Raw genomic sequence first — 14644 nt, 5'->3', positions numbered from 1 at the left:
CCCCGCTCTTCGAGAGGGGGCTAAGATGTACCTCATGTGATTAGGAAACGCTATAGGTAGGGGCGTACAGCTAGCTCTGCATTGGTGTCAACTTAACGTGAAAGCTTAGTCTGATAGTACAATTAAACAATTGCGTCAAATCTACCAGGTGCCGAAATCTGACCTATTAGTTTTTCAGGGTGATGCTTAATTGTTGTGTTCAACTACTGGAAATAAAACTTTTGAGCATCGGATGATGAGCATTTGAGAGAGAATAAAGGCTGAAAGTGTTGATTTTACGATGGTTAGTGCGTTCTTCGTGGGGCATGGTAGCGATCGCGATCGCTACTGGATTCTTGAGTGGCGGTAGTAGTGCTGGCTTGATTGCCTTAATTAGCCATGCTGGTAGTAACAGTTCCGCTTCCCGGCTGACATCGATAATTTGGGGTTTTGCGGGGCTAGCAATAGTTGCACTGATTACCAGTATCATTTCCCAAGTGATGCTGATTCGCCTTTCTCAGAATGCAGTTTTGAAATTACAGATGGGTTTGAGTCGCCAAATTCTCGCTTCAAAGTTGAGTCATCTGGAACGCTTAGGGAATCCTCGATTATTGGCAACTCTCACAGAGGATATTCAGGCGGTTGCTAATGCTGTTTATCAGATGCCTTTCATCTTTATTAATTTAGCGATCGTTTTGGGTTGCATAGCGTATATAACTTGGCTCTCTTGGTTAGTATTGCTAATGGTTTGTGGGATTTCAGTAATAGCGATCGCTAGTTGTCAGTGGCTACTCAACAGAGGAGGAAAATTGCTGGCTCTAGCTCGTGAAGATGAAGATCATCTATTTAAACATTTTCGCACCATTACCGAAGGAGTCAAGGAACTCAAACTAAACTACAGGCGGCGTGAAGACTTTTTAGAAGAAAAACTGCAATCAACTGCTACCGAGTTCCGTCATCACAACGTTAACGGTCTAACCCTTTTTGCCATAACTACAAGCTGGGGTCAACTCGTATTCTTTTTTGCCCTCGGTTTTGTACTGTTTGTGCTGCCTAATCTGCTTGCCATCAATAGCGAAACTCTCTCTGGCTACATTTTGACCTTCACTTACTTGGTGTTACCAATGGATAACATCATCAGCAAACTTCCCCTATTAAGCAAAGCCACCATTGCCTTGCAAAAAATCGAGTCACTGGGTTTATCTCTAGCTAGTCGAACTGAAATATCCACTGTTCCACCTGCGATTAAATCTGACTGGCACAGCTTGAAATTTCAAAGTGTTACCCACACTTACGACACAGTTAAAGAAGACAATAGCTTTATTTTTGGCCCTATCGACCTAACACTTTATCCTCAAGAATTAGTCTTTATTGTCGGCGGGAATGGTAGCGGTAAATCTACATTAGCGAAACTAATTACTGGACTTTATATCCCTGATAACGGCGAAATTTGGTTTGATGACGAGTTAATTAGTGAACAGAACCGAGAATGGTATCGCCAGCATTTTTCCGTGGTATTTTCCGACTTTTATTTATTTGAAGAACTTTTAGGATTAAAAAATTCTCACTTGGATGCTCAAGCCACAAAATATTTAAAGCAACTGCAACTAGACCATAAGGTGAAAGTTGAAAATGGGCAACTTTCCACCACAGCACTTTCTCAAGGACAACGTAAACGGCTAGCTTTACTCACTGCCTATTTAGAAGATCGACCAATTTATCTATTTGATGAATGGGCAGCCGATCAAGATCCAGTATTCAAAGAAATATTCTACACTCAACTTTTACCAGAACTGCGATCGCGGGGCAAAACAGTGCTGGTGATTAGCCACGATGATCGCTATTTTCATTTAGCAAACCGAATTATCAAACTTGACTATGGACAAATAGAGTATGACAAAACTTAACCTCTCACTGATGGGTTAATGCAGAGCTATATGTTGTAGGGGCACAGCAATGCTCATTGGTGTCAACTTCAGCCCTGGCGAATAGAATTCGCGGCTACACAAACAAAGTCCAGCGACCTGGACTAATGCAAAATTAAGAGTTCTTAACCCACGGAGGTGGGTAAAGCCTCGTGTAGACGCGGTTTCTAACCGCCCTTTTTACTGTGCCCCTACCGCATGGTCTATTTAAGACGAAAATTGCTGTAAGAAAAGCGGCCACAGCTTATTCGCTGGCAATAACTATATCGTTGGACTTAATAACGGCATAAGCCTCTTTCCCTTCAGACAAACCCAACTCTTCTACCGATACTCTGGTGATAATCGAAGTTAACACAACTTTATGAACAATCTCCAGCGTCACCTCACTATTAACGGCTCCGGTGACAACTCGTTTAACAACACCCTTGAGAATATTGCGGGAGCTAACTTTGAGTGGTTTTTTTTGAATACTAATTTCTATCTCAGACTTTTGAGTGTAGATATCCTCTTCTTCTCTGTTTATGGTTGGTAGCGAATTGGATGGTGAAGAGTGTTGATTAAGACCACGTACCAATTCCCGAAGAATCTCGGTCTTGGTTCGCTGAGACTGGCCACAAAACTCTTCCAAAATCTTTCGCTCCTCTTCTGAGGTTTGGAATGTGACCCACCCTTGTTCTTTTCTAGGCATAATTTTACCGATATAGTTGGGAAAATCTTGGTATTATTGTTACGATTCTACCTAGCATCAATTCTAGTAAAAAAACCTCTCAAGCACTTTTTTTATGAAAAGAAGACAAATTTTTGCCTTTCTGGGTATAGCAGTTGCTGGCTTACTGCTAACAATTGGTTTACCGTTGGTTACTCCTTCTCCTGTAATAGCACAGTCGAACACCAGCATACTTGTGTCCGCAGCTGCCAGCTTAAAAGAGGCACTGGAAGAAATTAAGCCTCTATACCAACAAAGTAAATCAGATGTCAACCTTAGTTATAACTTTGGGGCTTCTGGTGCCTTACAGCAACAGATTGAGCAAGGTGCGCCAGCAGATATCTTTATTTCTGCTGGCAAAAAGCAAATGGATGCCTTGGAAGAAAAAGGACTGTTGCTACCAGGTAGCCGTACTAACCTGGCAAATAACCGTCTAGTCTTAATTGTGGCTCAGGATGTTGTTGGCATCAGTAGCTTCTACGATTTAACAGATAGTAAGATTAAAAAAATTGCGATCGGTGAACCTAGAAGTGTACCCGCCGGTCAATATGGGGAACAAGTCTTAAAGAAATTGAAACTTTATGATCGAGTCAAGTCAAAATTGGTCTTTGCTAACAATGTGCGTCAAGTTTTGGCAGCAGTAGAAAGTGGTAACGCCGAAGCGGGTTTAGTTTATGCCACTGATGCCAAAATTTCCAACAAAGTAAAAGTCGTAGTCGCTGCTGACGATAAGTTTCACTCACCGATTGTCTATCCGGTAGCAATAATTAAAAGCAGTAAAAATACTTCTGCTGCCAAAGAGTTTGTCGAGTTTCTATCTGGCAGTGAAGTTAAAGCTGTACTCAAAAAAGATGGGTTTATTGTGCGTTAATAGCTAAACAGAGCAAATTATACGCCTTAGCCTAAGCTCTACTTTATCGTAAATCAAAGGGTTTAAGACCCCTACCTCTACAGGTAGCGTCATTTTCAGTCGGGGTTTAAATCGCCGTCTGAAAATGTCTTTAATTTTGAATTTTGAATTTTGAATTGTTAACCATTTTTTTCGCAACGCGATACTCCTGCGGAGTCGTAGCACGAACGCCTAAGCTGAAACCTCTGTGGGACGTTAGTTTTACTTTTTGAACTTCATCGACAATCTGTGACGTGGAAAAAGTATTTGCTAAAAAGCCAGGGTTTTTGCCGGATAAATAAAACCAAGTTCTTAATTTTGGATAAAGTCGAGCAAAGAGGATGTTTTAAAAGTATTGGGCGAATATAAGTAAGTAGGTGAGAATAAATCATATCAAGTTCGGCAAATCACTTACGATATGTCATTGCGAATGCAACGTTCGCGCTTGCGTCTCGTAGAGAAGTGGAATGTTCGCGTAGCGTCTCCAAGAGTTGCAATCGCAAAGGTTTGGGATTGCCACGCGACCCTCGCAATGACATAAGTATTAAGTCGGACATGATATCAAAGTAGATTAAGTAATGTAAAAAATCTTGAGATGTGTTCGTAGTGTTCGCAAAGCGTCTCGCAGAGAGCGGCTCCAGTCCTCAAATTAGGACTAAAGTCCTTACTACAAACCTTGAATTATTCACGCCGCTCTACTTAATGAGACTGTTGGCGAATTGATAGGGAGTCTAACCCATCAGCCCCAATCCATAGATGTAGTTGAAATAAATGAAAGCTGCTGTAATTAGGAAACTTGTAATTATTTGGTCACTTAACTCCTAAAGCGATCGCATGGTGGCGGATATGATCTTCAATAAAACTAGCGATGAAATAATAACTGTGGTCATAGCCTTGTTGGTAACGCAAGTTTAGCGGCTGGTTAACATCTGCACAAGCTTGCTCAAACACCTCTGGCAGTAATTGTTCAGCTAAAAATTTATCAGCAGTCCCTTGGTCAATGAGAATTGGACTGTGATATCCTACTTTTTTGACTAATTCACTAGCATCATAAGCACGCCAACTTTCTTGATTACTGCCAAGATAACCACTGAAAGCCTTTTCACCCCAAGGACAACCCATAGGTGCAGTAATAGGTGCAAAGACTGATACTGATTTGTAGAGTTCTGGATTTCTTAACGCACAGACTAGCGCCCCATGTCCCCCCATCGAATGACCGAAAATGCCTTGTTTATCCGGGTTGGTGGGGAAGTTTGCGGTAATTAAAGCAGGTAATTCCTGGACGACATAACTATACATTTGGTAATGTTCACGCCACGGTTCCTCTGTAGCATCAACATAAAAGCCCGCACCTGTGCCAAAGTCCCAGTCATCATCCTCACCTGCAATGCCACTTTGACGCGGACTCGTATCTGGTGCAACCAATATCAAACCGTACTCAGCCGCGTAGCGCTGCGCCCCTCCCGCCTTTACCATAAAATTCTCTTCCGTGCAAGCCAATCCAGAGAGGAAATAGAGAATCGGCACAGGTTTTTGAGTTGCTTGTGGTGGTTGATAGACAGCAAAGCGCATTTCACCGTTACAGGTGAAGGAGTGATGACTGTAAAAGCCGAGTTTGCCACCAAAGCTTTTATATTCTGAAAGGAGGTTGAGGTTAGGCATTGGTTATATTCTCTTTCCTGAGCGACTGCCGGAGAAAGATTATTTTACCCTGAATTAATATTATGCAGGTAGCGATCGCGTCTCAATCAACCCTGCGACTAGCTAACTTAGTCCCGCACCTTTTACAGAACCCAGCATCTACATCATGGAAAGCCAAACCACAACCTGAACAAACTGTTTCTACCTGATTAGCAGTTTTCACCACTCGCTTAATTAAATCTCCCACTTGCCAAGGAATCAGCGCAATTCCGGTAAAAATCATCAATACTGTTAGCAAGCGCCCTAATTCAGAAATTGGAATAACATCGCCAAATCCTACAGTTGTCATTGTGACAACAGAGAAATAAAAGGCATCCAAAAATGTACCGTAATTTTGAGGATTAACCGGATGCTCTACTTGATAAATTAAGCCAGAATAAATAAAAACAATTGCAAATAATGTAAATAAGATTCGCGTAAAAATCATTCCATCTTCGGTACTGACACTGGCGAATAAAAATTTCCTATCTATAAATCTGATTAATCGTAAAATCCGAAACCATCTGAGTAGGCGGATAAAGCTAATATCCATCATTCCTAGAAAGAATGGCAAAATTGCTATTAAGTCAATAATCGAATAAAAGCTAAAAATATACTTAATTTTGTTTTCCGCACTCCACAGGCGGAGTGAATATTCCACCGCGAAGATGATCACGATGGCAGTATCGACTAGATTCAACTTAAACCGCACAGAATCAGGAATATTATAAGTTTCTGCTACAAAAATTCCTGATGATAATAGTACCAAAGCGGCAAGTGTTAAATTAATCGCTTTACCTATTGGTGTTTCTAGGTCTTTTAAGTAAAATTCTGTTTCTTGTCTGCTCAGTAACATATTCGACCATTAATTAAGCTTAATTCCCAGTTATAGCATTAGAAATACGATATTATTAACCATTATCCTTATGTTAACCCCAGCTTATATGAACCCAGAATATTTTATGCGTTTAGCATTAGCAGAAGCAAAAGAAGGCGATGCGCCTTACGGTGCAGTGATTGTTAAAGATAACGAAATCATGGCCGTAGCTCATAATACTGTGAGCAGAGACAACGATCCATCAGCCCATGCGGAAATCAACGCCATTCGCAGTTTAACAGCTAAACTAAAAAACCCTTCTTTAGAAGGTTATAGCATATATACAACTGGCGAACCTTGCCCGATGTGTGCAACTGCTTGTGTTTGGAGTGGGTTATCAGAAATTGTATATGGTGCTTCAATTCAAGATTTAATCTCGGTAAATCAATCACAAATTAATATATCTTGCGAAGAAGTGATCGCTAAGTCATTTAGAAACATCAAAGTTACAAAAGGCGTTTTAAAAAATGAATGTTTGGAGTTATTTAAATTATCTTAGATATAGCAGTCATAAATGATTTATGAAATTCTCTAAAGGAAAATTAGCTAGGCTATTCTTTATTATCGCGCATTTGAACTCTTCTCTCTACTGTATAAGTAAATATTGACAAATGATAATCTGATTCTCATATAGCAATCCCATTTGATTTGCTCTCCACCGAGAGGCTAAGATCCCCGACTTCTTGAAGAAGTCAGGGATCTTTTTGTTCGTAACTGATTTAGGATTGCTATATTACATAATCTTACTATTTAAGTTAGGTAATTTAGCTCCACACATTTTACAAAACCCAGCATTTACATCGTGGAAAGCCAAACCACAACCGAAACAATCTGTTTCTATTTGATTAGCAGTTTTGAATACTAGATTAATTAAATTCGCTACTTGCCAAGGAATTAATGTAATTCCTATCAAAATCATCACTACTGTTAGAAAACGCCCTGGTTGAGAAGTTGGAGCAACGTCGCCAAATCCTACAGTTGTCATTGTGACAACAGTAAAATAAAGCGCATCTAAACGTGTCAAAAACTTTGTAGAATCACGCGGATGCTCGAAGTGATAAATTAAAACAGAGCAAATAAGAATAATCATAACTAATATAAATAATGTCAATAATATTCGCGCAAAAATCAGCCAATCTTTAGTGCTGATACTACCGAATGAAAATCTTCGTTCTTTTGGCAATAAATCTTGCATATCTGTTTGATAGGTGGAGTCTGGTGAACAACCCTTAAGTCTTAGTGGGACTGGTTAAACAGATTGTTCTCAATCAGTTTCCTGATTACCTCAATTATGCTTGGAGAAATATTGATACCAAACCGCATGATTACGGATGTTTCTATTTTTACATATATTGACTCAGTATATTTCGACAGTTTTCTTGTTACAAGCTTATAACTGTACTTTGTCATCGCACCTGCGGAATGTGGATTGAATTATTTAACTTGGCTCATTTAAATAGGATAAATATGTATTCGCCCAAATTGCAGCTTGAGTGCGATCGCGTAAATTTAACCTGTTTAAAATATTTGTAACATGATTTTTTACTGTCCCCTCAGAAATGTAGAGTTGGTGAGCAATTTCTCGGTTACTAGCGCCTGTAGCAATTAACTGCAAAACCTCTTTTTCTCTAGGAGTAAGTTCAGCTAAACTAGATGGTACAGGCAGTGACTGGGTTGGTGTAGGATGAGAAAACTGAGTCAACAATTTTTTAACTATTCCTGGGCCTAGTGGAGTATATCCTTTATGAACGGCACGAATAGCAACAGCTAATTCTTCTGAAGGTGTATCCTTCAATAAATAACCCATTGCTCCATTTTGCAATGCTGCTGACACATATTCATCATCATCAAAAGTCGTCAGTACTAAAATCTTAGTTTTGACAAAACGTTTTTTAATTTCCCGCGTGGCTGCAACTCCATCCATAATCGGCATTCTGATATCTAGCAATACTACATCTGGCTGAAATTCCGCAACTAAATTAATCGCTTGTTCACCGTTTTCTGCTTCTCCTACTATCTCTATATCTGCTTCTAGTTCCAATAACGCTTTTAATCCTTGACGAATTAAACTTTGGTCATCTACCAGCAAAACTTTAATCATCATGTCAACCTTGTTAAGGGAATATTAACTGTAATTTTGCAACCAGAACCAGGAGTACTGTTAATATTAAACTCACCGCCTAGTGCTAAAGTGCGATCGCGCATACTATGAAGTCCAAAACCAGTAGTATTTTGCCCTAAATCAAAACCTCTACCATTATCCTGAATTATCAATCGTAAATTTCCTCTCGTCGTAGTAAGTTCTAGTTTAATCTCTGTTGCTTTTGCATATTTAGAGATATTTGTCAAGGATTCTTGAGTAATGCGATAAATAGCAGTGTTGATTTCAGGTGGTAGAGAATACTCAATGTTAATTTGATAAATTGGTAAGATGCCATTTGAGCGATGAAAATTTTCTGAAAGACTAGCGATCGCCCGTTCTAAAGATTGGTCTTGTAAGGGATTAGAACGCATAGTAGAAACAGATTGACGGACATCTTTTAGCGCTTTTGAACCTAATTCTTTTGCTGTTGCTAGAAATGTTTCAGCCTTAATTGGGTTAGATTGCCACAGTTTTAAAGCAGTTTCTAATTGCAGATTTAAAGCAGTCAAAGAGTGTCCTAATGAATCATGAATTTCACGAGCAATGCGGTTACGTTCTTCTAAGGTCGCTTGATTTTCAATTCGCATGGCATATTGACGGAGCTTTTCGTTAGCGATCGCTAGCTTTTCTCGACTGTGCCGTTCAGATAATACTGCATTCATCATCAACAACACAAAAACTAAACTTAAGCCAAATCCCAGCGACCAATTCAAGCTCAGAAATCGAGATCGTTCTTGTGCTTGTGGTGATGCTTGAAAATTGAATAACTGGTATTTGAGTTGTGTAGTAAATAAAAATAAGGTAAATGATAAAGTTGTAACTAATAAACGCCCAGGTAAGTGAAAAATTAGACAACTGCGAGTAACTAAAATTATGTATAGAAATGGGAAAAGGCGAGCATATCTCTCACCAAATAGTCCAGTCATTAAAATCATTAAAATTTCAATGGCTGTGTAGAGTACCTTAATTATCTGGTTACTCCTGGGTAATCTTAAGCCCATTAAGGCAAAAATAATCAGACTATAAATTGACAGTTGTGGCAATATGTTACAAACTGACAAGTCTGGAAATACACCACAAATTGATAGTTCTGGCATCTTATGACGAAATTGCCGTAACGGAGGTGGTATAACTGCTGTCAATACAGTAATCGCTAGTAGTGTCCACTCCAGATAAAGCAGAGACGGAAAAGGATGTTTCTTAATTTGAATTAGACGACTCATCAGTTGCTTCGCTCCAGTGATGAATTAGAGACGCGATTAATCGCGTCTGTACAGGAGTTAGGAGTTAAAAGTTAAGGGTTAGAAGTTACGAATATTTGAGCGGCAGCTTCCGGCGTTTAAACTTTTCGCTGAGTGAGGAATTAAGAATAAATGCCGGATAGAAAAACAATTTTCACAACTCAGATAGAATTGCTATATAAATTAATCATAATAAAAATCTTCATTATTCCAAACTCCTAACTCCTATACAGACGCGATTAATCGCGTCTCTTAACTCCCCACTCCTAACTATTTATTGTCAATCATGTTTGTCAAAATTGAATCATGACTAAAGTCATGGGTAGAACCATGACTTTCTCCTCATGTGACTACTGAAGATTAGTTCTTATGATAGTGGCATCCAACCAGGAAAAACCACGAGACAAGTCATGAAACTCAAAGTATTATCGCTAGTTGCTGGTGCGATCGCCTTAACTTTAACCGCAACCTCCTTTGCTGTTAACGCCCAAACAGCTTCTCCTTCACCCGTGCTACTTGCACAAAATACCCAAGGAGGCCCTTGGAAAAACTTGGGTCTAACAAGTATACAAAAAGCCCAAATTAAGACAATTCACGAAAATACCTGGAAGCAAATTGAAGATAACGTTTTCACCCCAGACCAAAAAACACAGTTCGAGACAGCGAAACAAGCGCGTCGGGCTGAGTGGCAAGCGCGTAAGGCTCAGGGGCAAACAGGTCAACAGCAACCAGGTCAAGGTCAGAATCGTCATCATCGTGGCGGAAAAGGTGGTTTTGCTAAGTTAAATCTGAGTGAAGCACAGAAAGAGCAAATAAAAGCACTTCGGAAGTCAGAGAAAGAACAGATTAAAGCAGTCTTGACCCCTGCACAGCAGCAACAAATACAGCAATGGCATCAAAATCGTCAACAAAGCAATCCCGGATAATCTCCAATCTTTCAAAAAATACTTAATAAGTCTGAGGTGGGCAGTGCTGCCCATCTCATTCCAAGATAGATTATGATGCAACCGGTTACTGCTTACCCAAATCCCGCTCCTCGCCTGCAACAGGTTTTAAATTTGCTTGATCGCATCGCTGAAGCAGAGGGGCGAGATGTTCCCCAAATTGTGGAAATAGAGAAATTGCGTTTGCTCCCTACTGGCACTTTTGGCAGAACTTGGGCAAATTTCCTCAATGAACACAATTTAAAACCCTTCACTACAGGTAGCCGCCGTAAACAACTCCATCACGGGGTTCACGTCCTCACAGGCTATGGCACAGACTTCATTGGTGAAGCAGAAGTACAGGCATTTTTATTAGGAACCAAATTTAGCATAACTAACTTGATGCTGGGGCTAGGACTGTTGCGAGTCATCCATAAAAACTTAAATTCTCAACAACAATTTACCTGGGACAGACTCTGGCAAGCATACCAACGCGGTTGTCACTCTCACCTTGACCCAGATACTTGGCAACCAGAATTACTCTGGCACTTACCCTTGACTGATGTCCAGGTATTGTTTTCCATAGTCAAAAATTAATAGACTTCTTGCAGAAGATGGGAAAGGGGAAAAACTTCATCCCCTTTCCCTTTCCCTATTTATTCCCATGCCCAATTTAGTAGACTTTCAAGCTAGTTATGAGTTATGAGTTAATTCAAAACTCCTAGCTTGATTAAGATGTCCAAAGAATTCGCAATTGGTAGTAAAGTCCGTGTTGTGGCACTACCAGCCTACGTCAAAACTGCTGAACCTATGCCTATGCTGCGCCCACCCGATGTAATTCACATTGGCGAAGAGGGTATAATCGTTGACCGCAGACCCGGTGGATATTGGGGTATTCGCTTCGCTAGGGGAGCCTTTCTCCTAGATAGTCAATACATCGAAAGCACAGATACTCCTCCCGAATCTCACTTAGAGTGAGATTTCTCGCATCCAATAATTGTAAACTTGTGTAAAGTTGTGATTCTGGTTTGCACCATGATTTCCCGCCGCACTTTTTTAAGCATATTATTTGCCAGCTGTATTTCTGTCATCAGCTGGCTGAATTTTACCCTTGCTGCTGATGCTCTTGGTGGTAAACTTCCTGCAATTAATCAACCCGCACCGGAGTTTACTTTGCCAACCAACACAGGTGATGGCAAAATTTCCCTCTCTGACTTGCGCGGTAAGTGGCTAGTCCTCTACTTTTATCCTAAAGACTTCACCTCTGGTTGTACTATAGAAGCTCGTCGTTTTCAGCAAGACTTACCCCAATACCTCGAAAAAAACGCTCAGATTATTGGCATCAGTGCTGATGACATTGATTCCCACGCCAAATTTTGTGATTCAGAGGGACTAAAATTCCCGCTGTTGGCTGACACTGATGGTTCAGTGAGTAAAACTTACGGTTCGTGGCTCGGCTTTTTATCTATGCGTCACAGTTTTATCATCGATCCTCAGGGCGTCTTGCGCGAGACTTTTGTCAAAGTCAACCCAACTATTCACAGTTCAGAAGTGCTGACACGACTAGAAAAATTACAGTCCGTAGCTTCTTAGACGATTAGCCTAAGTTAGGGATTCGCCTCCCTGGCTTAGAGGTTGTTTGTAAAGTATTAGGCGAATAGAATTCGCTACGAATTAATGAAATGCTGTACTAATAATTTTAGTTATTTGCAGAAAAATTATTAAATAATATTAACAAGAAAACAAATAATTTAAAATAATGTAAATGAATTTGACATAAAAAAATATCAAACCTGTCTAAAAGCAGAGATAATCTTTAGAAGACAAAAACAATAAAAACCATTCACTTGGATAAGGTTTGATGTCGATAAACTGCTCTGACTTCAGGGGAGGATTCATAAATGAAGACTCCGGTGTAATAAACCTGAAGAGGAATCGATTGCGAGCAGATGATCAGTGAAATAGAGAAAAAGTTAAGCGCGAGGACATGGATTTAGTATGGCTAATAGCAGTGCAATCACCGCAGCACGACGCTTGAGTGAAAAGTTACCTTTGCCGCTCAAGCGTTTGGCAGATTTGGCTTATAACTACTGGTGGAGTTGGAGTGGTGATCGCATCTCCCTATTCCAAACAATTGATCCCCAAGAATGGGAACGCTGTGGGCATAATCCAGTCGCAATTTTAGAATCGGCAAGCTACGAGCGTCTGACCCAATTAGCAGAAGACCCATTTTACCTAAAGCAGATATCCGCCCTCGCGCGTGAGTTTGACCAATACATCAACCAGCAAGATACTTGGGTAAGTCGAGTTGCACCGCAAGTATCTAAAGACCACCCCATTGCGTACTTTTGCGCCGAATTTGGCATCCATGAATCTCTACCTGTCTACTCTGGCGGCTTGGGAATTCTCGCCGGGGATCACCTGAAATCATCATCGGATTTGGGTGTGCCGATGGTTGGTGTAGGCTTGTTGTATCGCCAAGGTTATTTTCGGCAACGTTTGAACCGCCAAGGTTGGCAAGAAGATTATTATATTGACAACCCCTTTGGACAGATGCCCCTGGAGTTAATTAAAAATGAGCAAGGGGAACCGTTAACTATCCAGCTACAAGTTCGCCAACGGTTTGTGAAAGTGCAAATCTGGCGAGTGCAAGTTGGGCGAGTGACATTATATTTATTAGATAGCGATCGCAACGATAATGATCCCATTGACCGCTGGCTGACGGGACACCTATACGGTGGCAATTTGGAAACCCGCATCGCCCAAGAAGTCGTTTTGGGAATTGGTGGTGTTCGCGCCCTACACGCTTTGGGAATTGAACCTTCTGTCTATCACCTCAACGAAGGACATGCTGCATTCTGCACCTTGGAAATTGCGCGGCTAGAAATTGAGCGGACTGGTAAATCCTTCTATGACATCGAAGCCAAGGTGCGAAACAGTTGTGTATTCACCACCCATACCCCCGTTCCCGCCGGTCATGATGTCTTCTCTCCCGATTTAATAGACTCCTTCTTTGCCAGCTATTGGCCGCAATTGCGACTGTCCCGCGAGCAATTTTTAGCACTGGGTGCAAGGCGACTAGGCGATCCTTGGGAACCCTTTGGGATGACCGTTTTAGCATTGCGGATGTCTCGTGCTTGTAATGGCGTGAGTGAATTGCACGGTCAAGTTTCCCGTAAAATGTGGACAGTTCTCTATCCGCAGCGATCGGAAGACAAAGTACCAATTGGTTACATTACCAATGGCGTTCATGCACCCACTTGGACTGCACCTTTGTTAGGTGACTTATATAATCAGTATTTGGGAGAAGACTGGAAAAGTCGCGCCGTTGATCCCAAGATGTGGGCTAAAGTTGACGAGATTCCCGACGAGGAACTGTGGTCACGGCATCTCATCCTCAAAGAACGACTGATTGCCTTCACCCGTTATAAGGTGAAGAAATCACGGGAGTTACGTGGCGAAAATGATGAACTCATTCAAGCAACAGAAAGCTTACTCGATCCCAATGTGCTGACCATTGGATTTGCCAGACGCTTCAGCCCTTACAAACGCGGGGATCTGATTTTGCGCGATGCCCAACGCGCACTGAAGATTTTTGGCAATGTTCAACGTCCAGTACAAATTATCTTTGCAGGTAAAGCCCACCCAGCCGATGAAGAAGGTAAGCGGATTATCCAGCGCTTAATGGAATGGTGCCACAATTCCGGGATTATCAACCGAGTCGCCTTTATTGAAGATTACGACATTTACACTGGTCAAAAACTGGTGCAAGGTGTGGATGTTTGGTTGAATAATCCCCGTCGTCCTTTAGAAGCGTCTGGTACAAGTGGGCAAAAAGTCTGCTTCAACGGCGGTCTTAATTGCAGTGTTTTGGATGGCTGGTGGTGCGAAGGCTACCAAGCAGGGCCAGATGGCAAGGGAATTAACGGTTGGGCAATTGGTGAAGATGCTAATACTAGCGATCAAGAATTGCAAGATCGGATTGATTCGCGATCGCTTTATCAGCTGTTAGAAGAAGAAATCGTTCCTCTATACTATGACCAAGATGCTCAAGGTATTCCTCACCGCTGGGTGCAGATGATGAAAACGTCGATTAAGACAAATGCGCCGTTATTCAACACTGACAGAATGATTGCCGACTACGTTTCACAGGTGTATGTCCCAGAGATTGCTAAAAGTGTAGAACCGATTTTAGCTAAAGTTCTGCTTTAGAGCATTTGAAGTTTCTAGGACTTACGCATTGACAGACATAACCAAATGTGATCACCTCTCGTTCCTGGG

General features: G+C 41.1%; 14 protein-coding genes. 8 read left to right on the top strand and 6 right to left on the bottom strand.

The window, feature by feature from the left end:
- The first annotated feature begins 266 nt into the window (after window positions 1-266).
- Window positions 267-1886 carry a cyclic peptide export ABC transporter gene (locus HWQ41_RS28945; protein WP_292770720.1) on the top strand — a complete coding sequence of 540 codons (1620 nt, stop codon included), beginning with the start codon at window positions 267-269 and terminating at the stop codon, window positions 1884-1886.
- 262 nt (window positions 1887-2148) lie between these two features.
- Here HWQ41_RS28945 and HWQ41_RS28940 read toward each other — a convergent pair whose 3' ends face one another.
- Window positions 2149-2592 (bottom strand): molybdopterin-binding protein, encoded by a 444-nt coding sequence (locus HWQ41_RS28940; protein ID WP_292770718.1) that lies wholly within the window; start codon window positions 2590-2592, stop codon window positions 2149-2151.
- A 94-nt stretch (window positions 2593-2686) separates the two neighbouring features.
- On the opposite strand from HWQ41_RS28940, the gene modA reads away from it, so the two are divergent.
- The gene (modA, locus tag HWQ41_RS28935) at window positions 2687-3481 is read left to right on the top strand and encodes a molybdate ABC transporter substrate-binding protein (protein WP_292770716.1); all 795 of its coding nucleotides are present in this window, start codon (window positions 2687-2689) and stop codon (window positions 3479-3481) included.
- A gap of 828 nt (window positions 3482-4309) precedes the next feature.
- Here modA and fghA read toward each other — a convergent pair.
- Both fghA and HWQ41_RS28925 read right to left on the bottom strand, forming a co-directional pair.
- Window positions 4310-5161, bottom strand: coding sequence for an S-formylglutathione hydrolase (gene fghA, locus HWQ41_RS28930; protein ID WP_292770714.1), 852 nt, complete (start codon window positions 5159-5161; stop codon window positions 4310-4312).
- 82 nt (window positions 5162-5243) lie between these two features.
- Entirely contained in the window at window positions 5244-6035 is a 792-nt protein-coding gene (locus HWQ41_RS28925; protein ID WP_292770712.1) for an ion transporter, read from the bottom strand.
- 88 nt (window positions 6036-6123) lie between these two features.
- On the opposite strand from HWQ41_RS28925, the gene HWQ41_RS28920 reads away from it, so the two are divergent.
- Complete coding sequence (locus tag HWQ41_RS28920) at window positions 6124-6555, top strand: nucleoside deaminase (protein ID WP_292770724.1); 432 nt, start codon at window positions 6124-6126, stop codon at window positions 6553-6555.
- A 234-nt stretch (window positions 6556-6789) separates the two neighbouring features.
- On the opposite strand, the gene HWQ41_RS28915 is transcribed toward HWQ41_RS28920, so the two are convergent.
- The 3 genes from HWQ41_RS28915 to HWQ41_RS28905 all read right to left on the bottom strand — a co-directional run bounded on the left by HWQ41_RS28915 (window position 6790) and on the right by HWQ41_RS28905 (window position 9422).
- Window positions 6790-7251, bottom strand: coding sequence for a potassium channel family protein (locus HWQ41_RS28915; RefSeq protein ID WP_366931725.1), 462 nt, complete (start codon window positions 7249-7251; stop codon window positions 6790-6792).
- A gap of 243 nt (window positions 7252-7494) precedes the next feature.
- Window positions 7495-8157, bottom strand: coding sequence for a response regulator transcription factor (locus HWQ41_RS28910; protein WP_292770722.1), 663 nt, complete (start codon window positions 8155-8157; stop codon window positions 7495-7497).
- Window positions 8157-9422, bottom strand: coding sequence for a sensor histidine kinase (locus HWQ41_RS28905; RefSeq protein WP_292770710.1), 1266 nt, complete (start codon window positions 9420-9422; stop codon window positions 8157-8159). Before HWQ41_RS28905 ends, HWQ41_RS28910 begins: the two co-directional genes overlap by 1 nt.
- Window positions 9423-9850: 428 nt before the next feature.
- Between HWQ41_RS28905 and HWQ41_RS28900 the strand changes: the two genes are divergently transcribed.
- From HWQ41_RS28900 to glgP, 5 genes are all read left to right on the top strand, one after another.
- Window positions 9851-10366, top strand: a complete 516-nt coding sequence (locus HWQ41_RS28900; protein ID WP_292770708.1) for a P pilus assembly/Cpx signaling pathway, periplasmic inhibitor/zinc-resistance associated protein — start codon at window positions 9851-9853, stop codon at window positions 10364-10366.
- A 72-nt stretch (window positions 10367-10438) separates the two neighbouring features.
- Window positions 10439-10960: a Coq4 family protein gene (locus HWQ41_RS28895; protein WP_292770706.1), complete on the top strand. Its 522-nt coding sequence runs from the start codon at window positions 10439-10441 to the stop codon at window positions 10958-10960.
- A gap of 138 nt (window positions 10961-11098) precedes the next feature.
- Entirely contained in the window at window positions 11099-11341 is a 243-nt protein-coding gene (gene sipA, locus HWQ41_RS28890; protein ID WP_292770704.1) for a regulatory protein SipA, read from the top strand.
- Between the two features lie 57 nt (window positions 11342-11398).
- Window positions 11399-11956, top strand: coding sequence for a peroxiredoxin (locus HWQ41_RS28885; RefSeq protein WP_292770702.1), 558 nt, complete (start codon window positions 11399-11401; stop codon window positions 11954-11956).
- 405 nt (window positions 11957-12361) lie between these two features.
- Window positions 12362-14575, top strand: coding sequence for an alpha-glucan family phosphorylase (gene glgP, locus HWQ41_RS28880; protein WP_292770700.1), 2214 nt, complete (start codon window positions 12362-12364; stop codon window positions 14573-14575).
- The last annotated feature ends 69 nt before the right edge of the window (window positions 14576-14644 follow it).

The organism is Nostoc sp. NOS(2021) (assembly GCF_017115025.1).
Taxonomy (GTDB): Bacteria; Cyanobacteriota; Cyanobacteriia; order Cyanobacteriales; family Nostocaceae; genus Nostoc.
Note: the sequence above shows the minus strand (reverse complement) of the source record. Positions and strands in the feature narration are given on the sequence as shown.

Bases quoted from the DNA above. Each gene is read 5' to 3' on its own strand.
- HWQ41_RS28940 (WP_292770718.1), bottom strand. From the start codon at position 2,592: ATGCCTAGAAAAGAACAAGGGTGGGTCACATTCCAAACCTCAGAAGAG.
- modA (WP_292770716.1), top strand. From the start codon at position 2,687: ATGAAAAGAAGACAAATTTTTGCCTTTCTGGGTATAGCAGTTGCTGGC.
- fghA (WP_292770714.1), bottom strand. From the start codon at position 5,161: ATGCCTAACCTCAACCTCCTTTCAGAATATAAAAGCTTTGGTGGCAAA.
- HWQ41_RS28925 (WP_292770712.1), bottom strand. From the start codon at position 6,035: ATGTTACTGAGCAGACAAGAAACAGAATTTTACTTAAAAGACCTAGAA.
- HWQ41_RS28920 (WP_292770724.1), top strand. From the start codon at position 6,124: ATGAACCCAGAATATTTTATGCGTTTAGCATTAGCAGAAGCAAAAGAA.
- HWQ41_RS28915 (WP_366931725.1), bottom strand. From the start codon at position 7,251: ATGCAAGATTTATTGCCAAAAGAACGAAGATTTTCATTCGGTAGTATC.
- HWQ41_RS28910 (WP_292770722.1), bottom strand. From the start codon at position 8,157: ATGATTAAAGTTTTGCTGGTAGATGACCAAAGTTTAATTCGTCAAGGA.
- HWQ41_RS28905 (WP_292770710.1), bottom strand. From the start codon at position 9,422: ATGAGTCGTCTAATTCAAATTAAGAAACATCCTTTTCCGTCTCTGCTT.
- HWQ41_RS28900 (WP_292770708.1), top strand. From the start codon at position 9,851: ATGAAACTCAAAGTATTATCGCTAGTTGCTGGTGCGATCGCCTTAACT.
- HWQ41_RS28895 (WP_292770706.1), top strand. From the start codon at position 10,439: ATGATGCAACCGGTTACTGCTTACCCAAATCCCGCTCCTCGCCTGCAA.
- sipA (WP_292770704.1), top strand. From the start codon at position 11,099: ATGTCCAAAGAATTCGCAATTGGTAGTAAAGTCCGTGTTGTGGCACTA.
- HWQ41_RS28885 (WP_292770702.1), top strand. From the start codon at position 11,399: ATGATTTCCCGCCGCACTTTTTTAAGCATATTATTTGCCAGCTGTATT.
- glgP (WP_292770700.1), top strand. From the start codon at position 12,362: ATGGCTAATAGCAGTGCAATCACCGCAGCACGACGCTTGAGTGAAAAG.